At 64.4% G+C, this 22,282-nt stretch carries 20 protein-coding genes, 2 tRNA genes and 1 pseudogene; 14 read left to right on the top strand and 9 right to left on the bottom strand.

Features of this window, described 5'->3' with window-relative positions:
* Positions 1 to 3: 3 nt before the first annotated feature.
* A complete protein-coding gene (locus tag AQ619_RS13110) occupies positions 4 to 894 on the bottom strand; it encodes an MBL fold metallo-hydrolase (protein WP_062148372.1) in 891 nt (296 codons plus the stop codon).
* Positions 895 to 953: 59 nt separating this feature from the next.
* On the opposite strand from AQ619_RS13110, the gene AQ619_RS19140 reads away from it, so the two are divergent.
* The gene (locus AQ619_RS19140; protein ID WP_166504245.1) at positions 954 to 1,094 is read left to right on the top strand and encodes a hypothetical protein; all 141 of its coding nucleotides are present in this window, start codon (positions 954 to 956) and stop codon (positions 1,092 to 1,094) included.
* 48 nt (positions 1,095 to 1,142) lie between these two features.
* On the opposite strand, the gene AQ619_RS13105 is transcribed toward AQ619_RS19140, so the two are convergent.
* Entirely contained in the window at positions 1,143 to 1,553 is a 411-nt protein-coding gene (locus AQ619_RS13105; protein ID WP_062148369.1) for a TIGR01244 family sulfur transferase, read from the bottom strand.
* Positions 1,554 to 2,167: 614 nt separating this feature from the next.
* On the opposite strand from AQ619_RS13105, the gene AQ619_RS13100 reads away from it, so the two are divergent.
* A complete protein-coding gene (locus tag AQ619_RS13100; RefSeq protein ID WP_062151663.1) occupies positions 2,168 to 5,311 on the top strand; it encodes a TonB-dependent receptor in 3,144 nt (1,047 codons plus the stop codon).
* Between the two features lie 141 nt (positions 5,312 to 5,452).
* Here the strand turns inward: AQ619_RS13100 and AQ619_RS13095 are convergent, their stop codons facing one another.
* From AQ619_RS13095 to AQ619_RS13085, 3 genes are all read right to left on the bottom strand, one after another.
* Positions 5,453 to 6,919 carry a tetratricopeptide repeat-containing sulfotransferase family protein gene (locus AQ619_RS13095; protein WP_062148366.1) on the bottom strand — a complete coding sequence of 489 codons (1,467 nt, stop codon included), beginning with the start codon at positions 6,917 to 6,919 and terminating at the stop codon, positions 5,453 to 5,455.
* 80 nt (positions 6,920 to 6,999) lie between these two features.
* Positions 7,000 to 8,787 (bottom strand): signal peptide peptidase SppA, encoded by a 1,788-nt coding sequence (sppA, locus tag AQ619_RS13090; protein WP_062148362.1) that lies wholly within the window; start codon positions 8,785 to 8,787, stop codon positions 7,000 to 7,002.
* 127 nt (positions 8,788 to 8,914) lie between these two features.
* Positions 8,915 to 8,991: transfer RNA gene (locus AQ619_RS13085), tRNA-Pro, on the bottom strand.
* A 151-nt stretch (positions 8,992 to 9,142) separates the two neighbouring features.
* Between AQ619_RS13085 and AQ619_RS13080 the strand changes: the two genes are divergently transcribed.
* A tRNA-Gln gene (locus AQ619_RS13080) sits at positions 9,143 to 9,216 on the top strand.
* Between the two features lie 39 nt (positions 9,217 to 9,255).
* On the opposite strand, the gene AQ619_RS13075 is transcribed toward AQ619_RS13080, so the two are convergent.
* Complete coding sequence (locus AQ619_RS13075; protein WP_166504244.1) at positions 9,256 to 10,362, bottom strand: tyrosine-type recombinase/integrase; 1,107 nt, start codon at positions 10,360 to 10,362, stop codon at positions 9,256 to 9,258.
* Positions 10,363 to 11,116: 754 nt separating this feature from the next.
* Between AQ619_RS13075 and AQ619_RS13070 the strand changes: the two genes are divergently transcribed.
* From AQ619_RS13070 to AQ619_RS13060, 3 genes are all read left to right on the top strand, one after another.
* Entirely contained in the window at positions 11,117 to 11,776 is a 660-nt protein-coding gene (locus AQ619_RS13070; protein WP_062148357.1) for an alpha/beta hydrolase, read from the top strand.
* Between the two features lie 70 nt (positions 11,777 to 11,846).
* Positions 11,847 to 12,239, top strand: a complete 393-nt coding sequence (locus AQ619_RS13065) for a GNAT family N-acetyltransferase (RefSeq protein ID WP_207205004.1) — start codon at positions 11,847 to 11,849, stop codon at positions 12,237 to 12,239.
* Positions 12,240 to 12,369: 130 nt separating this feature from the next.
* Positions 12,370 to 12,759 (top strand): DUF305 domain-containing protein, encoded by a 390-nt coding sequence (locus AQ619_RS13060; protein ID WP_084746021.1) that lies wholly within the window; start codon positions 12,370 to 12,372, stop codon positions 12,757 to 12,759.
* Between the two features lie 26 nt (positions 12,760 to 12,785).
* Here AQ619_RS13060 and AQ619_RS13055 read toward each other — a convergent pair whose 3' ends face one another.
* Both AQ619_RS13055 and AQ619_RS13050 read right to left on the bottom strand, forming a co-directional pair.
* Positions 12,786 to 13,304: an isoprenylcysteine carboxyl methyltransferase family protein gene (locus AQ619_RS13055; protein ID WP_062148348.1), complete on the bottom strand. Its 519-nt coding sequence runs from the start codon at positions 13,302 to 13,304 to the stop codon at positions 12,786 to 12,788.
* The gene (locus AQ619_RS13050) at positions 13,301 to 14,353 is read right to left on the bottom strand and encodes a type III polyketide synthase (RefSeq protein WP_062148345.1); all 1,053 of its coding nucleotides are present in this window, start codon (positions 14,351 to 14,353) and stop codon (positions 13,301 to 13,303) included. Before AQ619_RS13050 ends, AQ619_RS13055 begins: the two co-directional genes overlap by 4 nt.
* Before the next feature lie 200 nt (positions 14,354 to 14,553).
* On the opposite strand from AQ619_RS13050, the gene AQ619_RS13045 reads away from it, so the two are divergent.
* From AQ619_RS13045 to AQ619_RS19130, 8 genes and pseudogenes are all read left to right on the top strand, one after another.
* Positions 14,554 to 16,089 carry a DHA2 family efflux MFS transporter permease subunit gene (locus tag AQ619_RS13045; RefSeq protein WP_062148342.1) on the top strand — a complete coding sequence of 512 codons (1,536 nt, stop codon included), beginning with the start codon at positions 14,554 to 14,556 and terminating at the stop codon, positions 16,087 to 16,089.
* 116 nt (positions 16,090 to 16,205) lie between these two features.
* Positions 16,206 to 17,399 (top strand): FAD-binding domain-containing protein, encoded by a 1,194-nt coding sequence (locus tag AQ619_RS13040; RefSeq protein ID WP_062148339.1) that lies wholly within the window; start codon positions 16,206 to 16,208, stop codon positions 17,397 to 17,399.
* Positions 17,400 to 17,557: 158 nt separating this feature from the next.
* On the top strand, positions 17,558 to 18,994 hold the full coding sequence (locus tag AQ619_RS13035; RefSeq protein ID WP_062148336.1) for an amidase family protein: 1,437 nt from the start codon (positions 17,558 to 17,560) through the stop codon (positions 18,992 to 18,994).
* Between the two features lie 250 nt (positions 18,995 to 19,244).
* Complete coding sequence (locus AQ619_RS19570; protein ID WP_417903571.1) at positions 19,245 to 19,412, top strand: Com family DNA-binding transcriptional regulator; 168 nt, start codon at positions 19,245 to 19,247, stop codon at positions 19,410 to 19,412.
* Between the two features lie 33 nt (positions 19,413 to 19,445).
* A pseudogene (locus AQ619_RS19615) lies at positions 19,446 to 20,050 on the top strand (Mom family adenine methylcarbamoylation protein).
* Entirely contained in the window at positions 19,974 to 20,147 is a 174-nt protein-coding gene (locus tag AQ619_RS19610) for a Mom family adenine methylcarbamoylation protein (protein ID WP_465251373.1), read from the top strand. Before AQ619_RS19615 ends, AQ619_RS19610 begins: the two are co-directional and overlap by 77 nt.
* 194 nt (positions 20,148 to 20,341) lie before the next feature.
* Positions 20,342 to 20,554, top strand: coding sequence for a hypothetical protein (locus AQ619_RS13025; RefSeq protein WP_062148327.1), 213 nt, complete (start codon positions 20,342 to 20,344; stop codon positions 20,552 to 20,554).
* A gap of 58 nt (positions 20,555 to 20,612) precedes the next feature.
* Positions 20,613 to 21,473 carry an SGNH/GDSL hydrolase family protein gene (locus AQ619_RS19130; RefSeq protein WP_166504241.1) on the top strand — a complete coding sequence of 287 codons (861 nt, stop codon included), beginning with the start codon at positions 20,613 to 20,615 and terminating at the stop codon, positions 21,471 to 21,473.
* A 230-nt stretch (positions 21,474 to 21,703) separates the two neighbouring features.
* Here the strand turns inward: AQ619_RS19130 and AQ619_RS18835 are convergent, their stop codons facing one another.
* The gene (locus AQ619_RS18835) at positions 21,704 to 21,871 is read right to left on the bottom strand and encodes a DapH/DapD/GlmU-related protein (protein ID WP_084746018.1); all 168 of its coding nucleotides are present in this window, start codon (positions 21,869 to 21,871) and stop codon (positions 21,704 to 21,706) included.
* Positions 21,872 to 22,282 lie beyond the last annotated feature (411 nt).

Raw genomic sequence — 22,282 nt, 5'->3', positions numbered from 1 at the left:
GTTTCAGGCCAGGCTGTAGACGGCGGCCAGGTCCGGCGCGCCGTCGCTGTGCACGCGGCCGTCACGGACCAGCTGTTGCAGGTGGGCCAGGACCGACATGGCCGCCGCCGGGTGAAGCCTCGGATCCACGGCGGCGTAGAGGACAGGCACCATGGCCTGGATCCGGTCATGGCCGGAGGCGAGGGCGTTGAGGATCTGGGTCTCGCGGTCCCGACGGTGCGCGACATAGGCGTCAATGAAGGGCGTCACGTCCCGTACCGGTGAGCCATGGGTGGGCCAGAGGGTGTCAAAGCCCCGTGCCCTGACCTTGTCCAGGCTCGCGAAATAGTCGCCCATATTGCCATCGGGCGGTGTGATCACCGTGGTTGACCAACCCATGATGTGATCGCCGCTGAACAGGGCATTCTCTTCTTTCAGCGCGAAACAGACGTGGTTGGAGGTGTGGCCCGGCGTGGTGATCGCCTCCAGCGTCCAGCCGGGTCCCGCGAGGATCTGGCCGTCGGTCAGTTCGACCTCGGGTTTGAAACGGCTGTCTGCGCCTTCCTCCATGCCATCATGACTCTCCGCCGCCAGTGCCGCGGGCGCGCGGCCATAGATCGTCGCCCCCGTGGCCTCGGCCAGGGGGCGGGCGAGGGGGGAGTGGTCCAGATGGTGGTGGGTGAGCAGGATGTGGGTCACACGCTCTCCATCGAGCGCCGCCAGCAGGGCGTCGAGATGCTCGGCGAGCTCCGGGCCGGGGTCAATGACCGCCACCTCACCCCTGCCGATGATGTAGACCCCCGTGCCGGTATAGGTGAAGGGGCCCGGGTTTCGGGCGATGACCCGCCGGATCAATGGCGAGACCTGGTCGCAACGGCCGTACTCGAATTCGATCTCGCGAACGAAGGGGATCATCACGGTCTCCGGCGCCGGTCTTGCGGGGCAGCCCTCCAGTAACCCCGGGAGGACGTGCCATGGTGGCGGACGCGGCGATTTTTGTCTCAAAACGGCTTCAGCGCGTGGCCTTCGCCATTCTGTGTCTTGTCATGGTTCAGTTCGCCCTGGCCAGTTGTGAAGCCGAGCCCTCGGCGATGGCCGCACGGGTTTCGAACTAGCCACACTCTATAACCATAAGGCGTCTTCAGCCGGGGCCCGTGCCAATTTCAGGCGGGCAGGACTCCGGACAGGTCATAGCCTGCGTCAGCGCCCTGGCGAACCAGGGTCTCGCGGTCACTATCCCCCGACAGGGCCTGGCCGATCGACCAGGTGACGATCGAGCGGGTCCCCGAACGACAGAAGGCCAGGATTGGGCCGGCAGCCGAGGCAACAGCCTCCTGGACGGCGGCGACCTGGTCAGGTCCAGGGCTGCCGCGCACCGGAATATGCACATAATCCAGTCCAGCGGCCCGAGCCGCCGCCTCGATGGTCGCGCCTGAGGGCTGGCCGGGGTCTTCGCCGTCGGGGCGATTGTTGATCACCAGAACGAATCCCTCGGCCGCAGCGCGGGCCATGTCAGCCTCCGTCACCTGCGGGCTGACGGACAGGGAATCTGTGACGCGTCGAAAGTCGCTCATGGGGGCTCGCTCAGTTCGCTGGTCAGCCGCGTCTCTTCGGGCTCGACCTCGAGGCTATCATCACGAGCCCGCAGCGCTGTGGCAATGTGCATTTAGGCCTGAATGTGCCCTTGAAGTGACCAGTTTCGGGAATCATTCATTAAAACTTCATCGGAAATGGGGTGGAAAACACCGTTTTTCTAGCAAAAGCCTGTGAAGCGTTTCTGCAAAGTCAAGGTTGCCGAGGTCGAATTTGCCGCGATGCACAACCTTGAGATAGCATCGTTCACCGACTGGGCATTTCTGGAATTAGGCAGCTATACCAGACACATAGCTTAAGAAGGACCGATGACTTGGGTTGATGCGGCGTTTGGTCCAAGCCCCTTTGGTCAGAAAGAGGTCAGCCTGTTGCGTTTATGCGACAGCAGGACGCGATGTGGGTTACGAGCTTGTAATGCCAATTGACCCAAAACTGTCATGGCTCCTAACGTCCCGCCAACCGGGGAAATGTTTTCCGGGACACCAGTAATCTCGTGGTGCACTTGGCGCGGATTTCCGCGCACGCCGGACGAAAGTTTTCTTCAGGGGCCCGTCCGGTCGTCGCGCTGCATCACGCATGAGGGGATAAGATGAACATGAATTCCACAAAGGGTAGCGTTCGCGCACGTCTTCTGACGTCGACGCTGCTGGCAGGCCTCGCGTCGGTCGCGGCGCCGCTGGCCATCACGGCCGTCGCCACGGCCGTCCCGACCCTGGCAAGCGCCCAGGACTATACGAGCGGCGCCCTCGCCGGCACCGTGCTGGACGGCAGCGGTGCGCCGATCGCCGGCGCCGCCGTGACCGTGAAGTCGAACGCCCAGGGCTTCACCCGTTCGTTCACCACCGACGGTAGCGGCCAGTTCCGCAGCCCGGCCCTGCCGGCCGGTACCTACACCGTCTCGATCAGCAAGGACGGCTTCCAGCCGACCACTGACGGCGCCCTGAACGTCAAGGCCGGCGGTGAAGCCGGTTACAACTTCACCCTGGCCTCGGCCGACTCGACCGTTTCGGAAGTCGTCGTCACCGCCACCGCCAACCCGCAACTCGACTTCTCGCAGACCACGACCGGTCTCTCGATCGACGTCGAAGAGCTGCAAAAGCAGGTTCCGATCGGCCGCAACATCACGGCCCTGACCCTGCTGGCCCCCGGCACCGTCGAAGGTTCGTCGACCAACTTCCGCGGTCAGACCTCGATCAGCGGCGCCTCGGTCGCTGAAAACGCGTTCTTCCTGAACGGCCTGAACATCACGAACTTCGACAACTACATCGGCGCGTCGACCGTGCCGTTCGAGTTCTACAAGTCCGTTGAAGTGAAGACCGGCGGTTACGCCGCTGAATACGGCCGCGCCACCGGCGGTATCGTCAACGCCGTGTCGAAGTCGGGTTCCAACGACTTCACCTTCGCCGTTCACGGCAACTGGTCGCCGAACAGCCTGGGCGAAGCCCAGAAGGACACCTACCAGACCCGCGGCAAGCTGCGCGAAGTCGAAAACAAGGACGTTGTCTTTGAAGTCGGCGGTCCGATCATCGAAGATCGCCTGTTCTTCTACGGTCTGGCCCAGCTGCGCGACAACAAGTCGGTCAACGCCTCCAAGGCCGCCGGCTCGATCAACACCGACGTCGCCCGCGACCCCTTCTACGGCCTGAAGCTGGACGGTTACATCACCGACCGTCAGCACCTGGAATTCACGCTGATCGACACCCAGCGCGTCACCAAGCGTTCCAGCCGCGCTTATACCTATAGCGCCACTGGCACCGCCGACACCTACGGCGCTGTCCTGCCGGGCACCCGCTTTGAAGACGGCGCCACCAGCTACGTCGCCAAGTACACCGGCAGCTTCACCGACTGGCTGACCCTGTCGGCCGCCTACGGCCTGAATAAGGACCGCAACGCCACCAAGTCGGCCCTGACGGGCTCGCCGCTGGTGCAGTCGTCGATCCGCGCCGGCTCGCCCGCCGCGACCGCGACCCGCCGGGTCAGCTTCCAGAACACGGCCAGCCAGGACGCACCGCGCACCACCACGCGCGAATTCTACCGCGCTGACGCCGACATCTATGTCAGCCTGCTGGGCGATCACCACATCCGCGCCGGTTTCGACCGCGAAGATCTGACCCTGATCCACCAGTCGCAGCGCAACGGCGGTGGCAACTACGTCTATCGTGAAGGTTCGGCCACCGATCCGCGCGGCGTTGCCGCCGGTCGTTACTATCTGGACGTCCGCACCTTCATCGGCGGCGGCTCCTACACGGCTCGCAACCAGGCCATCTACCTGCAAGACTCGTGGGATGTACTGCCGAACCTGACCCTGAACCTGGGCGTTCGCCGCGACCAGTTCCAGAACCGCGGCATCGATGTCGGCGGCGTCAAGGGCGGCGTGTTCGTTGACTTCGACAACGAAATCGCCTTCCGCCTGGGCGCGACCTGGGATCCGACCAACGACGGCACCAACAAGATCTTCGCCAACTACGGCCGCTACTATCTGCCGGTCGCGACGAACACCTCGTACCGTCAGGCCTCGGCCATCCTGGACCAAAGCTCGTTCTTCCTGCTGCCGGCTGGCTTCCAGCTGTACGTCCCGGGCACGACCACGGTTAACACCGCTCAGGTCAACCCGATCTCGGGCCTGCCGCTGTCCGGCATTGGCACCCAGATCACCGGCTTCGCCAACTCGGCCATCTGTCTGCCGGGCGGCGTCGGTACGGCGGGCGTTCGGGGTTGTACGGTTCGTAACAACGGCACGATCCAGCCGTTCGTCTCGAACATCAGCCGCGACCTGAAGTCGACCGCCGATGACGAATACATCCTCGGTTACGAACACCGCTTCGACTCGCTGTGGAAAGCCGGCGCTACGCTGACCTTCCGCAAGTCGCTGCGCGCCGCCGATGACGTGTCGGTCGACTACGCTGTCCAGGCCTATTGTAAGGAAAAGGGCATCGCCGGTTGCGAAGACGTGTTCAGCGGCTTCCACCAGTACACGATCATCAATCCGGGCCTGGCCCAGACGATCGTCCTGTCGGACCCGCTGCCGGGTGAAACCGCCGTCCGCACCATCACCTTCAGCGCCGAGCAGCTGAAGTACCCGAAGGTCGATCGCCAGTACATCGCCCTGCAAATGCAGTTCGACCGTGCGTTCGACGGCAAGTGGGCTCTGAACGGTTCGTACACCCTCTCGGAATCGAAGGGTAACTACGAAGGCTACGTGAAGACCGACTACGCCGGTGGCCAGACCGACGCCGGCATCACCGCCGACTTCGACACCCCCGGCCTGACCGAAGGTGCCTATGGTCTGCTCCCCAACCACCGGGCGCACGTCCTGAAGCTGTACGGTTCGTACCAGGTGACCGACAGCTTCCTGGTCGGTGCCAACGGTTTGGTGACCTCGGGCCGCAAGTACGGCTGCATGGGCTTCAACCCGAATGATCCGATCCTGAACTCGGCCTATGGCGCTCTGTCGCACTACTGCAACGGCGTTTCCTCGCCGCGCGGTTCGGTGTTCAGCGACCCCTGGACCTATCGCCTCGACCTGTCGGCTCGCTACACGGTTCCGTCGTTCGGCTTCCTGCCGGAAAACGGCCTGACCCTGCGCGCAGACGTCTTCAACGTGTTCAACACGCGCAAGACCGTCGAAACCAACGAGTTCGGCGAACTGGACAGCGGCGCGGTCAACGTCAACTATCGCGCCCCGCTGGCCTACATGACCCCGCGTTCGGTGCGTCTGGGCTTCGATCTGGTCTTCTAATCAGACCTGATCAACGACCAAGTCAGGGGGCAGGCCGCAAGGCCTGCCCCTTTTCTTTGGGCTGATGCACTGGCGGAGCGACAAACAGAAAGGGCGGAGACCGAGGTCTCCGCCCTTTCTTTCTGTGCAGCGCCGCTCGCCTCAGGCCGGATGTCCACCATAGGCGTCGAGGAACGGCCGCATGTGGGCTTCATAACGTCGCCAGGCCCCGATGCCGCGGACATTCAGCGGTTGCCGAACCTGGCTGGAGCTGGAGGTCGTCACGGCCCGTTCGGTCAGGTGGAAGTCGCGAACACCGGACTGGAAGGGCAGGCCGCAGTGCTCGAGGATACGGGCGATCCAGATCTCGGGATCCTGAACAAGGTCCTCATAGGGCACGGTCAGGATCGCCTCGGGGAACTGCTCGCTCCAGTGCGCGTGCAGGCGGTCCTCGTCCGCAAAATGGGCCGCTATGTCCTCCAGGGACCAGCTCCAGTTCAGGCCGCTGACGAAGTGGCTCCTGAAGCAGGACAGGGCCGTATCGGCCGGATCACGGCGCAGCCAGACGAACTTGGCGCCCGGCAGAACGTGGTGGATCAGCCCGACCATGCGGGTGTGGTTGAGGGTCTTGTCGACAATCCGGCCTTCGGGGCCAAAGCGCTCGTCGAGCAAGTGCAGATAGACCCGGCCAAACAGGGTCCAGACATTTTCGCTACCCGGGAAGAAGGCCAGGCGTGAGACATCGGAGGGCGTGTAGCCGCCAAGGGCCATGGTCGCGGCTCGGAACAGGTTGAGCTCGGCCCCGTCCTTGACGCCGCTGTGACTGGCCAGGATCTGCTCGACCAGGGTTGTGCCCGAGCGCGGCAGGCCCAGAACAAAGATCGGCCGGTCGCTGTCCGCAGTGCTGGGCGGCAGCTTGGCCAGGCTCTCGCGCGTGAAGCCGGCGATCACCTGGTCGACGAAGTCGCGTGATGCGGCGAGGTTGGGCGGGTTCAGGGCCCGGGCGGAGCGGGCTCCGGTCTCATAGGCCTCGAAGGCGGCCTCGACCTCACCGGCGTCGTCCAGGGCCTTGGCCAGTGCATAGTAGAGCCCGCTGGGCGTGGCGTCGCCCGTGGCCAGGATCAGGGCCTGCAGGGTGGCGATGTCCGGATCATCTGCGGTGAAGCGTTTCAGGTCGGCGATGGCGAGCCAGGCGGCGCTGATGAGGGCCGGGGCCGGGTCGAGGTCCAGGACGGTGCGAAGATCGGCCAGGGCGGCTTCGGTCTTGCCCAGTTGTGCCTGGCAGGTGCCCAGCAGAAGGTGCAGGCGAGCATCCCGGGGCGCATTGGGCAGGAAGGCGCGGGTCGCCTTCTCGGCCCCTTCGATGCGACCGCATTCCGCCAGCAGGGCCCCGTAGGCCAGGCGTCGCTCGACGTCATAGGGCTTGAGGGCCACATGCCGGCGGCTGGCGGCCAGAGCGACGGAGACCTCGCCCACCGTGGCGGCCAGACGCGCCACGGCCCCCCAGTCATCGCCGAGGGGGGCGTCTTCGGCATTCAGGCGGGCCAGGAGGCCGGCGGCATAGTCGCGGTCACGCGCCTGAAAGGCGCGCACGGCCTCGGCCAGGAGGTCAGAGGCGCTCGGGGTCATGGCAGGCTATCCGGATCTGGGTCGTGAGAGCGGCTGACGGGGGGCGACGCCATAGCGCCGTCCCCCGTCCACGTCGAGGTCTAGTGGATCGGCGTATCGGCCAGCACCGAGGCACCGCCGGGCGCAGCGCGAAGTCGGGCGGTCGCGAGGTCGTCGAGAATGGCCTCCGCGCGAGGGTCTCCCAGGATCCAGGCCGAAGCCGCCAGGGTCCGCATGGAGGTCGAGCTGACGCCGAGGGCGCGTTCAAAGGCTTCCAACGGTGACTGCCCGCCATTCATCGGCTTGAGCCGGACCTCACCCTTCAGATTGGCCAGGCTCTTGGCCTTGTCGACCGCCTGATAGAAGCCCCCCAACTCGTCGACCAGGCCCAGCTGCTTGGCCTGTTCTCCGGTCCAGACCCGGCCCTTGGCGATCTCGCGCACGCGCTCGGGCGGCAATTTGCGGCCTTCGGCGACCCGGGTGATGAAACCGGCATAGATGCGGTCCATCCAGCCGGCGAACTTGGCGCGCTGGTCATCGGTGAAGCCCTCGCCACTTCCGAAAGCGCCGGCATAGTCACCGCCGACCTGCACCTGGCGGGTGTCGACGCCGAAGCGGGCCAGGGCGTCGCCGATGGCGAACTTGCCGCCGTAGACCCCGATCGAGCCGGTCAGGGTGGTGGGTTCGGCAATGATCGACGAGGCCGCGCTGCTGATCCAGTAGCCGCCCGAGGCGGCATAGGTGCCCATGCTGACCACTACCGGCTTGCCGGCGGCCTTGGCGGCCTTGACGGCGGCCAGGATCTGCTCGGAGGCGGTGTCGGACCCGCCGGGCGAGGAAACCCGGAAGACGATGGCCTTGACGTCCTTGTCGGCCGCCGCGTCGTAAAGGGCCTTGGCCACGTCGTCGGAATAGACGGTGGATTCGCCACCGAACGGCGAGGCCGAGCCGCTGGTGCCGGTGACGATCGGACCCTCGGCACCGATCACGGCAATGGCCGGGCCAGTCTTGGTCGTCGGCCGCTTTGAGCGGGCGGCATAGTCATCGAAATCGATCAGCTTGGCACCCTTGCCGGCACGTGACAGGGCCAGGGTCTGGACGTCATGAACCTGACCGACGCGGTCGATCAGGCCCTTGGCCTGGGCTTCCTGGGCGCTGTAGGGACCGGCCTCGAGGTCGCGGATCAGGACCGCGGGATCCTTCATGCGGTCGGCGGCGGCCGTGGTCAGGGCCGTGCGATAGACCGAGCCCATCCAGGAGAGGGCCGACTCCCGGTGGGCCGGGGTGTAGTCGCTGTAGAGGTAGGGATTGACGGCGTTCTTGTACTCATGGCGCTGCTCGTACTCGGCCTTGACGCCGTACTTGTCGAAGAAGCGCTTGAAGAACATCGCCTCGCTGGCGACGCCGACCGCCTGGAACGAACTGTCGGGCTGCATCCAGTATTCGCTGGAGGCCGCGCCCAGCATATAGGTCGAGGTCACCATGCCAGAGGGATAGAGGCCCTGGCTGTGGGCGTAGATCGGCTTCTTGCCGACGGTGCGGAAATGCTTGAAGGCCAGCCGCAGTTCGTCAGCCGTGGCCGGGGCAATGCCGCCCTCGGGCAAACGTACGAACAGCGCCTTGACCTTGTCGTCGCTCTCGGCCCGACGCAGGGTCTCGATGACCGACATCACTGAGCCGCCGCCGCCGCCGCTGAAGGCGGCGAAGGGGTTCTGGGCCGCTTGATCGGTCAGGCCGCCGCGCAGGTCCAGATGCAGGACCGAATGGGCGGGAACCGGCGCGGGGCGCGCGGCTCCGGCGGCCATGACGATCAGCAGGAAGGGTACGCCGACCAGGAACAACACCAGGCCGACGAATACGCCGGCCACGGTCAGGAGGAACTGCTTCATCGACGATCCCGCTTGCAAACTCCGCGCAGGCTAACGGCAGTCGCGCCGCCGTACAAATGAACTGCGCGCAACGCAGGCGATAAGCCGCACGTCACGGAAACAAAAAGGATTTTGAAACGGGAGAAGATGGTCGGAGTGGCAGGATTTGAACCTGCGACCCCTGCGTCCCGAACGCAGTGCTCTACCAGACTGAGCCACACTCCGACTTGGAGGGCGGCTTATAGAGACGCGATCGCTCTGTCGCAAGGGTCAAATCAGGCCCGTGAAAAAGAAGTTGAAAGCGCCGTTGCATCCTGCCGACTCCTGCGCTATCTCCACCGCCTCGTCGGGCCCGGAAGGGCTAGGCCGTTCCTGCTGGGGAATGGTGTAATGGTAACACTCCGGTTTTTGGTACCGTCATTCTAGGTTCGAGTCCTAGTTCCCCAGCCACTACTTTTCAAAGACTTAGCTCGTCCCTTCGGGGGACCCTCAGGCCGTTTTTACAGCGGCCTTTACAATCTCAGCCCTGGCTCTGTTCTCGCGCATCCGTCGGACGATGGCCAAGCCAATGGCCTGGCCGCTGATATAGCGGCGCCGGATCTCTCCGACCGCGTCCGGTTTCCAGCCCAGGATGGTGGCAATATCCTCGTCTTCCAGGCCGCCATGGACCATGAAATTGGTCGCGGCCGTGCCGCGCATGTCGTGGATGCGCAGGTGCTGGATTCTGGTGACGGCGTCGGGTCCGCGCTCGGCCTGCGCCGCGGCCAGCGCCTTTCGCTTGGCGGCTTGGATCGCGCCTTCAACACCGCCTTCAGACCACGGCCGGCCACGGGCGGAGTTCAGAACCGTGACCGAGTCATAACGCGGCAGGGCGTCGAGTATGGCCCGCAGCGGGTCGGTGATCGGAATCACGACCGTGCGCTTGCGATTGGATTTCCCGGTTTGGAAGACGATGGCATCTCGCCCCACCGCGCTCCAGTTCAGCCTCCGCAGGTCGCCAAGTCGCAGGCCTGTGTGAATCGCCACCTGCACCAGGCTGACAAAGGCAGGGTTTGCGTACTTGAAGAGGATTTCCAGATGCTGGGCCTCCCAGATGAGCGCCGAGCGATCCGGGGGTGTATAAAGACCTCTGACGTCGGCGATCGGGTTGCTCGACAGTTCGCCGCGATCCACCGCCCACAGGATGACTTTCGACAGGGCGCCCAGCAATTGATCGGCCGTCTTGGGCGTGGCTGAGCGTCTGTCGCGCCATTTGATCAGAAACAGGCGCGCCTGCTTGCTCTCCAGCGCCCGAATGTCCAGGGCACCGAGGTCCTCTCTGATCTTCTCCAGGTAGCCCCGCATGTCCTGCTTGGTGCGCGGCGCGCCGGCCATAGCCTGCAGGGCGATCAGGTAGCGGGTAATCAGGTCATCGAGGGTGACGGTGTCGCCGCCGCTATAGGAAAGGTCCTTGAAGGCCAGGATGGCGTCCGGCGCAGCCTTGGCGACGAGACGGGCCAGTTCATCGTCACTACGCGCCTTGACCCTCAGAATGCGTGGACCGCCGCGCCAAGCGTACCAATATTCTGAAACTGAGGTTTTTGAGTGCAACGTCACACGATGCACGCCGGGAAGCAGCTTTCTAAGGGGCAAGGAACCGTTCAAGGGCTACCTCCGGGTCTTCTGGGGTGCCGACACCGGTGTCGGTCTGCTGAGGTGGGTTCAGGGTGCCGATCCCGTCAGAATGTGCCTCCAGGGCGTCCAAGGCGTACCGGTCGTAGTGCATGAACACGCCAACCTTGACCTTCCCCGAGCCTTGCGAACCCAGGGGCCTTGGGTACGGCGATAGAGGCCGCAGCCTCTTCCGCAGTCAGAGCGCGGCTGAAGTACAATTGTGCTCATGGTCCGCTCCCCTCCAAGGCGCAGAAGCCGGTCGTGGCCTTGACTTGTCCGTGTTTCGGTCAGCCGGTCGCCGGGCGGGATGCGGACGGCGTTGTCAGGGATCGAGGCGGGCAGGGCGCTCATGCGACCGGCTCTGCGGCCAGGCGCCGCAATGGCCGGCCGGCGACGTAATGGGCCGGAATCTGGGCTGATGTCCGGGTCAGCGTCGATTTGGACGGGGGTGAAAGGAAAGCCATTCGTCGCGCTCCCTTCGGTGGACCGTTTCGCGTTCACCGAGATTGAAGCGAAAGGTAAGCTCGAAAAGCGAAACACGTCCAGATTGTATTAATTCACTTCTGACCTGATTGGGCAAGGCGGAAGCAAGGGGAGGGTGCCAAAGCTGTCCTGGGATCCCCCGGTTAAGTCTTGGCGCGCGACGCAGCCGTGCCCAGGCGGCTATAGTGATCTCCCTACTCGAACAGGAACCGCCATGACCCAGATCCCCATGCTTGACGGTCCCAGCGCGTCGCCAATCTCGGGCGGCCCGGCCAAATCCCTGGTGATCTTCCTGCACGGCTATGGATCGAACGGCGCGGACCTGATCGACCTGGCCCCTTACTGGGCCTCTGCCTTGCCCGACACGCTGTTCCTTTCGCCCGACGCGCCCCAGCCCTGCGACGGCGTTCCCTACGGCCGGCAATGGTGGTCCCTGACCAGCCTGACGCCGGCGGCGCGCGCGGCGGGCGTCCGCGTCTCGGCCCCGGCTCTGAACGCCTATATCGACGCCCAGCTCGCCGCCCATGGCCTCAGCGAGGACAGGCTGGCCCTGGTCGGATTCAGTCAGGGCACGATGATGGCGCTGCATGTCGGGCCGCGCCGGGCCAAGGCCCTGGCCGGCATCATCGGCTTCTCCGGCATGCTGGCCGACCCAGACGCCTTGGCCGCCGAGGTCGTGACCAAGCCACCCATTCTGCTCGTCCACGGCGACCGCGACGACGTCCTGCCCGTCGAAGCGCTGCACCAGGCCCAGCTCCAGCTCAAGGGCCTGGACTTCGACGTCGCAGCCCATGTTTCGCCTGGCCTTGGCCACAGCATCGATGAACCCGGCCTCCAGCTCGGCGCGCGTTTCCTGATCGACTGCCTCGCCTGAGGGGTAAACCGCCATGTCGAGCCGCTATGGCCTGTCCATTCGCGCCGCTGACACTGGCGACGTGGACGGTTTGGCCGAACTGCTCAAAACCGCAGGCCTGACTCTTGCCCGGGACAAACTTGCCCTGCGACTGAAGGCCGTTCAGGCCGAGCCCGGCGTCCTGCTGATCGCCGATGAATGGGGCCCGCCGTCAGGCGTCATCGCGGTGCACTGGCATTCAGTTCTGACCGCCGACCTTAAGGTGGGGTGGATCTCCATGCTCCTCGTCGATCCAGACCGGCGTCGAAACGGGGTCGCGCGCCTGCTTCTCAAGGCCGCCTCCCAGGCCGCCCGCTCTGCAGGGTGCGGCGAGCTTGTGCTTGACTCGCCGGTCGGGCCCGGGGATCTGCGCCCATTTTGTCTGGCCACGGGTTTTGTCGAAAGCGGCGAGGTTTTCACCCGCGCGCTGAGAAAGCGAAACTGATCGCCAGCAGCGGACTCCCTGACCTCGGTCGGGTGGATGATTTGAAAGGCTGGGGCCCAAGCGCAACCAATGCCGCAGTGGCGCTCTACAGTCTCAGGACCGCTTGGTCCCCGGCTGGAAGGATTTTGAAATGGGCAGGCTCGTTCACGCACTACTGGCGACAACCTTGCTGAGCGCGACGGCCGGCGCAGTCCAGGCCCAATCGATGAGCAGCCATGGAACGCCTGGCATGGCCGCCCAGCCGCAAATGAAAACACCCAGCGACAAGGCCGGCGCAGAAGCGCTGAAGTCCGACGGCATGCGCATGAGCCGGGGAATGATGTCGGCTCGCGCGCCGGACATTGATCTGCTTTGGGCCAAGGTGATGATCGCCCACCACCAGGGTGCCATCGACATGAGCCAGAGCGTTCTGAAGACGGGCGATGACCCTGAAGCCCGCAAGCTAGCCCAGGCCGCGATTGACGAAAACACCAAGGCCAAGGCCGACCTTCAGTCCTATGTGCGCAAGCACGGCGGCTGACCAAACCCGGTGTTCCTGGCCCCGCGTCACACCATAGGTGTGCCGAGAACATCCTCGCTGGCTGACACCAGCGCGCGCCCTTCGCTCCGAATGCGAACCCACAGGACTGCCGCGTTCAGGATCGAGAACAGGACGGCAAAGCCGACCAATCCAAACGTCAGCGGAAGGACCGCTATCTCGGCGGCTACGACGAGGTAGTTGGGATGCGATACGAAACGGTAGGGCCCGCGTCGCACCAGGTCGGCGCCCGGCAAAGTTATGATCCGTGTGGTCCAGCGATCACCCAGCGTCGCGATCACCCAGACCCGGGCCAGTTGCAGCGCAATGAAGATCGTCAAAAGCGGCAGGTTCGTCGGTCGGTCCCAGGCCAGCAGCCACAGTCCCGCCAGCCAGGCTGCGTGCAGGATGACGATGATCGGATAGTGGCCCGCACCGGTCTCTACCCCGCCCCTAGCCATCAGTTGTCGGGTATTGTGATTGGCCAGTACAAGCTCGCCCAGTCTCTGGACGGTCACCAGGCCAAGGACGATGATCGAAAGTGTCATGCCGCCGACCTCAAGGTGACGGTGCTTGAGGTGAAGCCTGGGCCCAGGGCGGTGACCACCGATCTGTCGGGAAGGCCGGCGCGGCGCGCCCGATCCAGGACATAGAGCACCGTCGGGGCCGACATGTTGCCATGGTCCCGGAGCACCGCGCGTTCATGATCTAGCCGCCCCTGTCCCATCGACAAGGCCGCCTCCATCGCGTCGATGACCTTCATGCCGCCTGGATGGCAGATGAAGCGATCGACGTCGTCCAGACCCAGCTTCTGACTGGCCAGCATCTCCTCCATGGCCGGTCGCAGGTTGGCTCGGGCGAAAGGCGGTATGGCACGGGCGAAGATGACGCCGAGCCCCTGCGGATCGACGCGCCAGCCCATGATGTCCAGCGTATCGGGCCAGGTGTGTTCGGCCATGCCCTCTACGTGCGCGAACCCGCCCTCGTCGCAGCGCAGGACGGCCGCAGCTGCGCCGTCGCCAAACAGCGCCGTGGCCACGATGTCGGCCTTGGAAAGGTCCTCAAGCCGAAAGGCCAAGGTGCACAGCTCGACGATCACCAAAAGGACGACCGCTCCAGGCGTGGCCTTGGCCAGCCGAGCTGCCAGAGCCAGACTCGTAGCTCCACCGGCGCAACCCAGGCCGAAGACCGGTACCCGCGCCGCATCCGGGCGAAAGCCGACCCGCGCCATGGCGCGCGCTTCAAGGCTTGGTGTGGCGATTCCGGTCGAAGACACGGTGACAATGATGTCGACATCCGCGCCCTTCAGTCCGGCTTCGTCGAGCGCGGCTTGAGCGGCGTCGACGAACAGATCTACCCCACCGCGAAGATAGGCTTCGGTACGTTCAGGCCAGGATCGCGGCTGCAGGTACCAGTCTATCGGCAAAACCGATTGGCGGGTCGCGATCCCCGCAGTGTCGAACACCTTGGCCATCCGATCAAATTGCGGAAACTTGTCCTCAAAGAGCCTTCGGGCCACCTCGGCGACCTGCGCCTGCGGCATCTGATGGGGCGGAGACGCTGTGGCAAGCGAGAGTACGGCGACGGGGGCTGACATGAGGCGTCTCTCCGACCAGGCGCTCGCGGCGTGCGTACGCCCCGTCGGTCAGTGGTCGTTCGCTTAACAGGTCGATGTCGCTCAAGGTTCCGCCCATGCGGTTGTGGCCATCGACGATGGAACGTCACCGTCGCCGCCGCATTTGGAAAGCGGCGTAGCCGGGCCCCATCCGGGGCCTGCACGGCCATCGGAAGCGCGCCTTGCCCGACCTCGACGATCCCGCCCGCGTCCCGATCAAGGTTTGGGGCGGCTTCGCCATCATGTGTCTGGGCATGTTCATGGCGATCCTGGACATCCAGATCGTCGCCACCGCAATGCCGACCATCCAGCAGGCTCTATCGATCGCGCCTGACCAGATGAGCTGGATCCAGACCGCCTATCTGATCGCCGAAGTGATCGCCATTCCCCTGACCGGGTTCCTGACGCGCCTTCTGACCATGCGCTGGCTGTTCGTCATAGCCGTTGCCGTCTTCAGCCTGGCGTCCCTTGGCTGCGCGACGAGCGACGGCTTCGCCCCGTTGGTCGCATGGCGGGTGCTGCAGGGATTTTCGGGCGGAACCTTGATCCCGGCGGTGTTCTCGGCGGTCTTCGTCCTCTTTCCCGAGCGGCGTCAGGCGGTGGCTACAACCATAGCCGGGGTGCTCGCCGTCCTGGCCCCGACCGTCGGTCCGATCGTCGGCGGCTGGATCACCGATACCTTTTCCTGGCGTTGGCTCTTCCTCGTGAACGTCGGGCCAGGCCTGGCCTGCGCGTTGGCGGCGGCCTGGCTGCTTAGGGTCGGGCGCCCTGCACTGGGCGAGGCACGCCGGCTGGACCTCCCTTCGCTCTGCTTGATGGCGGGGTCCTTGGCGACGCTGGTTCTGGCGCTGAAGGACGCGCCGCAACGCGGCTGGGCCTCGCCCCTCGTCATAGGACTGCTCGCGGTCAGCGTGGCGGCTGGGGCGCTGTTCACACTACGGACCCTTAAAGCGTCTCATCAGATCGTGGATCTGCGAAGGTTCAGCGACCGCAACTTCGCGGTCGGCTGTCTGTTGAGCTTTGTTCTGGGCATAGGGCTTTTCGGCTCTGTCTATCTGATGCCGGTGTTTCTGGCCTTTGTTCGCGGCCATGATGCCTTCGACATCGGCAAGATCATGCTGGTGACCGGCATCGCTCAACTGATGACCGCGCCGGTCGCCGTTGCGCTGGAGCGCCGCGTCGATCCCCGCCTGCTGACGGGCGCGGGGTTTGTGCTGTTTGCCATCGGCCTTGGCCTCAGCGCTTTTCAGACAGCCGATACCGATTTCGCGCAGATGCTCTGGCCGCAACTGCTGCGCGGGGTGGCGATCATGTTCTGCCTGCTACCCCCGACGCGTCTGGCCCTGGGTCACCTGACCGCTGAGCACGTGCCGGACGCGAGCGGCCTTTTCAACCTGATGCGCAACCTCGGAGGCACCATCGGCCTGGCGTTGATCGACACGGTGATCTATGGCCGCGCGCCGGTGCTGGGCCGGGAGATCGCCGCGCGCCTGGAGGCCGGCGACCTCGAAACGGCCAAGGCTGTCGGCATACCCCTGGACCTGTTCATGGCGCGAGGGCCAGGCCCGGCCGACGCCGACACCGTCGCGATCCTGGCGCCGATGGTGCAGCAACTGGCGCTCGTGCAGGCCATCAACGAGGCTTGGGCAATGATCGCCCTCCTGACCTTGGCGGTACTGCTTGCCGTTCCGCTGGCACGGCGCACCGCGGCTGATTGAATCGGTGGATGACGCCCCGCACCGAGCCGGGTCAATGAGCACGTATGTCGGGCAGCCTAGGCTTTGAGAGCCCAGGGGCCTAAACAGCCGGCAGGCATGCCAGGTGACGGACGACCATGACTTTCCCGCCGACCCGTGATGAAGCCCTGCGCCGTCTCGCCGCCTTCGTTCCCCAGGCCGGTCATGCCTATGGGGCCGGACGCAATATCGATCCTGGTCCTGCCCAGCCGACCGCTGTGTCCAGGCTGTCACCCTATCTGCGTCATCGGCTGATCACCGAGGCAGAGGTCATCGCCGCTGTGCTGGCTGAGCATGATGCCAGGGCGGCCGAGAAATACGTTCAGGAGGTGCTGTGGCGGACCTACTGGAAGGGATGGCTTGAGATGCGCCCCGCAGTCTGGGCGCGCTTCTGCGCGGAAAGAGATCACCAGGCCCAAGCCTTTGTCGGCTCCCCAACCCTTCACGCGGCGCAGACCGGCCAGACCGGGATTGAAGGCTTCGATGACTGGGTGGGTGAGCTGGTGCAGACCGGCTACCTGCACAATCACGCACGGATGTGGTTTGCCTCCATCTGGATTTTCACCCTGAAGCTGCCCTGGTCGCTGGGCGCGGATTTCTTTTTGCGGCACCTGGTCGATGCCGATGCGGCGAGCAATACGCTGTCCTGGCGCTGGGTCGCGGGGCTGCAGACGCCCGGCAAGACCTATCTCGCCACGGCCGACAACATCGCCCGCAATACCAACCAGCGCTTTGCCCCCAAGGGCCTGACCACGGAAGCGACCGCGCTCACCGAGTTTCCGCTTCCGGGCCCGATCGCCCTGGCTGAACAGCCTGTCGCCCCAATTTCCGAACCGGCCATGCTTCTGGTCACTTCGGAGGACTTGCATCCGGAGTCAGTCTTTGAATCCGCGAGCCCCTTCGTGGCCGCGGTGGTGGCAACCGATGGGCAGAAGCTCTGGGGCGAAGCTGCGCGTCGCTTCGTCGAAGCCGCAGCACGGGATACGACAATGCGGGTCAGCGCAGCCTTCGGCTGCCCCACGACCTGGCACGATAGCATGGATCCGGAGCGCCTGCTGGCGGCCGCCAGGGCCGCCGGCGTCAGGCACATCGTCACCCCCTATGCTCCGGTAGGCCCCGTCGCTGACGCACTGGCTGCTATCGCATCGAGACTAGCGGTTGAAGGCGTAACGCTGGTGCAGGTCAGGCGTCGCTGGGATGAGCGGCTTTGGCCGCACGCGACCAAGGGTTTCTTTCCGTTCAAGGCGAAAGCGATGGCGAGCCTGGCGGCCGGAGACCTCAGCGCGGATTGACGTCCGCCAGTGTGTCCACCGCTCTGCCCACTTGATCGGCGCATCATCCCCTCGGTCTGGGGCCATATGGCGGGTGGCGGCATCGAGCCCGAGGATGCCATGTTCATCAATGCCGCGCTCAACGACCTGTTGGCGCGGGAACCTCAACGGAACGTGACATGATCGAACTCTCAGCCTGCGACGCCGTTGCCGCCATGCGGGCGGGGGATGTTTCGGCCGAGGCCTATGCCGAGGCCCTGCTGGTGCGATGCGAGGCCGGCCGCGACCTCAACGCCTTCATCACTCTGGAGCCGGAGGCGGTGCGCGAAGCGGCCCGCGCGGCCGACCGCCTGCGCGCGGCCGGCGGACCGCTGGGTCTGCTGCACGGCCTGCCGATCCCGATCAAGGACAGCATCAACACCTGTGATTTGCGCACCACGGCCGGGACGCGGGCGCTGTCCGACTTCCACTCGGCGACCGACGCCACCGCCGTGGCGAAACTGCGCGCGGCGGGCGCCAGTGTGCTGGGCAAGACCAATCTGCATGAACTGTCGTTCGGCTGGACCAGTAACAACCAGGCATTCGGGGCGGTGCGCAATCCCTACGACCCGCAACGCATACCCGGCGGCAGCAGCGGCGGGACGGCTGCAGCCGTGGCGGCCCGGATGGCGCCGCTGGGCGTGGCGGAAGATACGCAAGGGTCGATCCGCGTGCCTGCCGCCCTTTGCGGCGTTTGCGGGTTTCGGCCGACCACGGGCCGCTACCCCAATGACGGCACGGCGCCGATCACGCCGCTGTTCGACCAGATCGGTCCGCACGCGCGCACGGTCGAAGATCTGGTGCTGTTCGATGCCGTGATGACCGGGGATCAGCGGCCGGTGGCGCCTGCGGACCTGCGCGGTCTGCGGCTGGGCATCGCCCGTGGCTTCTATTTCTCGGGCCTGGACCCTGAGGTCGAACATCAGATGGACGCGGTGATGGACCGCCTGCGCGAAGCCGGCGTCGTGCTGGTGGAGGCCGACATACCTGACCTTGCGGGACTGGTCGCCCAGGTCACAGCGCCGATCCAGATCCACGACGCTGCCGCGTCCTGGATGGCTTATCTGAAGGCCTCGGGCGCGCCCGTTAGCCTCGCCGAGTTGGTCGAGTCCGTCAGCCCTGACGTGAAGGCGGTGTTCGAGCGATTTGTGATGCCGGGCGCACCCTTGACGATACCGGAGGCCGCCTATGCCGCCGCCCGCGATGTCCACCGTCCGGCCCTGCAAAGGCTTTTCACCGACTACTTCGTGCAACAGGACGTCGCCGCCATGCTGTTTCCGGCCACCATGACGCCGGCCACCCTGATCGGTGAGGACGAGACGGTGATGATCGGCGGCACCGCGATCTCCTTCCAGACCGCCATGGCGCGCAATATCAGTCCGGGCAGCACCGTGGGCCTGCCCGGGCTGGTCCTGCCGACCGGGCTGACCCGGGCTACCGGCCTGCCGCTGGCGCTGGAACTTGACGGTCCTTCCGGGAGCGACCGCGACCTGCTCAGCCTCGGTCTCGCCATCCGCGCCCTGTTGCCGCCGATGCCGGTGCCAGACCTGGTCGGGCGGCCTACAGGCCAGGCCTGAGGGCAAACGAAAGGCACCAGGGGTGGCTGCCGTAGCGCTGGTCAATGAGTGGCGCGGATCGCCCGAGCCCTGCTGGCCGGGCAGGAGCGCTATGGCTTGCCTGTCATTGATTGAACGGCCGCCCACCCAGGACGGGAGCGGTGCGCGCATAGTCGCCACGCACCGCCGTCGATCGGCGCCGATCGTGGACGGCCCGTCCGCCCCAGCCATCGGGGTATAGCCTTCAAGCGTGGCGAGGAGCTTGCCGTAAATGAAAAGGTCCTGTGGTGACCCTCATGCTCGCCGTGCGCGCCGAGTCGAGATGAAGCCGTCGCGGTGTCGATCCTGCGGCCGGCTTCTTGCCCGGCAGGCGGTTGATGCGTCCGGTCAGATCGAAGTGGCCTGCCCGCGCTGCAATGCCGCCAATCAGTTTGGCTGAGCGCCCCGAGCGCCCTTGAAAAGGCGCGCGGCCATGGCAGCGAATTACCTGCTGGATGACCAGGCGGTGCTATTTGGCGCGCGCCGCGCCAACGGATTTGGCACCGCCCAAATGCATGTTCGCGAAATACACCGTGAACAGGCCAAAGCGATCATCCGACGCCACCACTATAGCCATACGATCGTCGCCAACAGCTATGTCCACCTTGGGGCGCTCATCGAAGGCGAGTTGTTGGGGTCTTACAATTTGGCTCTGCGATGAACCCGGCTTCAGGCGTGCGGTGGTTGAGCGCTCGGCCAATGACCAGCATCTTGAACTCAACCGCATGTGGCTGGATGACGACGCGCCGCGCCGCGCCGCGCCTCAGCGAAAGCCGGGCGATTGCCTATGCGGTTCGCTATGTTCGCCGCGCCTGGCCGTCGGTCAAATGGCTGCAAACCTTTGCCGACGAACGGTGCGGCCAGAACGGCGCGGTCTTTCAGGCCTGCAATTTCGTGTTCGTTGGAGAACACCTTTCGACCTTTTTAGGAGTTCGACGATGCGCTTTTCCACAATGTGGTCATGACGGCCAAGGGCCAGGAAAGGGGCAGGCGTGGCGCCTGGCTTCGCGCCAATGCCGATCGCGCGATCCGGCATGAGCTGAGGCAATTTCGCTATCTTCACTTCATGGCCCCACGTTTCCGCCGGGGCCTGAAGCTCGCCGTCCAGCTCTATCCCAAGGCGACCCGTCCATAGGACGAGCCCGTGACCAAAGGGTACGAGCCGGGTCTAACCCCCGGGAGGCGCTGCACACTTTGTTTACGTGCGAGGCCATCTCAACGCGGTGCGCGGGGTTGTTTAGTTCGGGCCGCCAAATGATTTGGATCCGGCGAACGTATGACGTTGCTTGTTAAGCCAGCGAGGTTCGGGTCGCATTCAGGAACGAGGACGTGTCTGGGCTCAATGGCGTGGTGCAGGGCCTTCTGCGCAACCGACCGATGAGCCCGCGGGCGGAAATCGAAATGCCGATGGCGGCCTATGCCTTCGATGCCGTCGAGAGCGGCGGGGTGATCCACTTCCAGTATCTGAGTGGCGCGCCCGTTGCGGTGTTCGACGTTGACCGTCGATTTTGGGGGCCTGGGGTATGTGCGCCTCCACGCTAACCGGTTGACACCCAATATCAGTCGTGGCGCCTAAGTTTGGTTGCACGTCGGGGCGCGCATGAAGCTCGTTTTCAAGTGGGTCGCGGGTAGCGCCCTTGTCCTCCTATTCTGCGTTGAGTTAGGTTTGAGGGTCTTTGGGCTTCTTGACTTCCCGCTTTATCGGCCAGGCCCGCCGTTTGGTTACATCCCGGCTCCAAGCCAATCCGGCGCGTTCTTGAACCGCAACGACTACGCGTTCAACAGTCGCAGCATGGGCGTCGCTGCCGAGTTCGTACCCAAGCCTAACGTTCAAGATACGTTGTTGGTCGGAGACAGCATTGTCTATGGCGGCAACCGTTACCGTCAATCCGAAAAACTAGGTCCACAGTTGCAGGGCAAGATAGGCGGAAAAGTCTGGCCGATCGGTGCAGGAAGCTGGTCTCTATCGAACGAGCTTCTTTATCTGGAAATAAATCCTGACATAGCTCGGAAGTCGGACAAAGTGGTGTTTGTATTGAACTCAGGCGATCTACAGGCTCCGTCAGAGTGGAAACTCGAATCCACACATCCGACCCATCGTCCGCTTCTGGCGATTCAACATCTTGCAGTCAAGACGCTTCATATTGGAGTTCGAGGTTCGCCAGGACCAGCGCTTGATCGCAATTGGAAGGAGCAGTGGGTTGCATTCCATTGTGGAAGGCACCCCCCTACATTGATCGTACTTTATCCAAACAAAGTCGAAGCGAGCGATGGAAATTTGAGGTTGAACGCCTTGCTGAAACCTATGCAGGTACTGTCTGGTGCCGGCTTAGTTTTTGTCGATGTCGGAGCTGACTCGCGATGGAACACCTCCCTGTATCGCGATGATATCCATCCCACACCCAAAGGCACGGAGGTCCTTGCTACGATTATCGGCGAAGCGATCAAGCGTGAGAGTTAGGCGACTGATCCTCCCTCGTATCAATGGACACTCATGCTTGCTTTTCGGAACTGGAGAGGAGTGTGTGATCAGCGTGACCCTCGGGTCTACTCGGAGACCTAAGATGAGATCCGGTTGATCGTGTCACCACCTGCGGCCTGTCGGCCGGCGCGGTGGACCGGGGGCTGGACCTATACGAGACGGGCCTGCGGCGATGGTTGATCCAATATGTGCAGGGGTGATCGGCGGGGCTAATCAGCCCCGGACGTGATGACCTTAGCAGGGTTGCCGCCAACGACCGGCCGAGCAGGCACATCCTTGGTAACGACGCTCCCAGCGGCAACAACGGCGCCTTCGCCAATAGTTACGCCGGGCAGGACTATCGCGCCCGCACCGATCCAAACGTTGTCGCAGATCATGACGAGCTTTGAAGCGCCGCCAGTGTTTAGGCGCTTGTCTGGCGCTTCCTTTGCATCAGGCAGGCAATACAGGCGTTACTTGTACGTATCCTCTTATTCTCATCTAGCCGAGCTTGGAGTGAGGACGGCGCTTTTGGTAGTCGCGCTGCCAAATTTCCAGCTCGGCGCGGGGGGGGGGGGGCAGCAAAGTCTGCGCAAGACCAAGTGTGTATCGTCTCGGAATGCTGGAGGGTTGTCGACTGTCACACTCGTATCACAAGGATCGCCCAGATAACGCCGACAAGCTCAACATCGGGCTGAGTTTGGCGTTGCGCTAGCCGCCTGAGTGGGGGACTAACACAGCAACTCGTTTGTCCTGCCAGATTGGGTGGGGAGTGGTTGTGGGGGATCCATGCGCGTTGCGATGACACG

Source organism: Caulobacter henricii, from assembly GCF_001414055.1.
Classification (GTDB): Bacteria; Pseudomonadota; Alphaproteobacteria; order Caulobacterales; family Caulobacteraceae; genus Caulobacter; species Caulobacter henricii.
Note: the sequence above shows the minus strand (reverse complement) of the source record. Positions and strands in the feature narration are given on the sequence as shown.

What these genes read in the sequence shown, in the direction of transcription:
- AQ619_RS13060 (WP_084746021.1), top strand. Translation starts at nt 12,370, where the DNA reads ATGGGCAGGCTCGTTCACGCACTACTGGCGACAACCTTGCTGAGCGCG.
- AQ619_RS13095 (WP_062148366.1), bottom strand. Translation starts at nt 6,919, where the DNA reads ATGACCCCGAGCGCCTCTGACCTCCTGGCCGAGGCCGTGCGCGCCTTT.
- AQ619_RS13050 (WP_062148345.1), bottom strand. Translation starts at nt 14,353, where the DNA reads ATGTCAGCCCCCGTCGCCGTACTCTCGCTTGCCACAGCGTCTCCGCCC.
- AQ619_RS13110 (WP_062148372.1), bottom strand. Translation starts at nt 894, where the DNA reads ATGATCCCCTTCGTTCGCGAGATCGAATTCGAGTACGGCCGTTGCGAC.
- sppA (WP_062148362.1), bottom strand. Translation starts at nt 8,787, where the DNA reads ATGAAGCAGTTCCTCCTGACCGTGGCCGGCGTATTCGTCGGCCTGGTG.
- AQ619_RS13035 (WP_062148336.1), top strand. Translation starts at nt 17,558, where the DNA reads ATGATCGAACTCTCAGCCTGCGACGCCGTTGCCGCCATGCGGGCGGGG.
- AQ619_RS19130 (WP_166504241.1), top strand. Translation starts at nt 20,613, where the DNA reads ATGAAGCTCGTTTTCAAGTGGGTCGCGGGTAGCGCCCTTGTCCTCCTA.
- AQ619_RS13055 (WP_062148348.1), bottom strand. Translation starts at nt 13,304, where the DNA reads ATGACACTTTCGATCATCGTCCTTGGCCTGGTGACCGTCCAGAGACTG.
- AQ619_RS13040 (WP_062148339.1), top strand. Translation starts at nt 16,206, where the DNA reads ATGACTTTCCCGCCGACCCGTGATGAAGCCCTGCGCCGTCTCGCCGCC.
- AQ619_RS19140 (WP_166504245.1), top strand. Translation starts at nt 954, where the DNA reads ATGGTGGCGGACGCGGCGATTTTTGTCTCAAAACGGCTTCAGCGCGTG.
- AQ619_RS18835 (WP_084746018.1), bottom strand. Translation starts at nt 21,871, where the DNA reads ATGATCTGCGACAACGTTTGGATCGGTGCGGGCGCGATAGTCCTGCCC.
- AQ619_RS13100 (WP_062151663.1), top strand. Translation starts at nt 2,168, where the DNA reads ATGAATTCCACAAAGGGTAGCGTTCGCGCACGTCTTCTGACGTCGACG.
- AQ619_RS19610 (WP_465251373.1), top strand. Translation starts at nt 19,974, where the DNA reads ATGACGGCCAAGGGCCAGGAAAGGGGCAGGCGTGGCGCCTGGCTTCGC.
- AQ619_RS13105 (WP_062148369.1), bottom strand. Translation starts at nt 1,553, where the DNA reads ATGAGCGACTTTCGACGCGTCACAGATTCCCTGTCCGTCAGCCCGCAG.
- AQ619_RS13070 (WP_062148357.1), top strand. Translation starts at nt 11,117, where the DNA reads ATGACCCAGATCCCCATGCTTGACGGTCCCAGCGCGTCGCCAATCTCG.
- AQ619_RS19570 (WP_417903571.1), top strand. Translation starts at nt 19,245, where the DNA reads ATGAAAAGGTCCTGTGGTGACCCTCATGCTCGCCGTGCGCGCCGAGTC.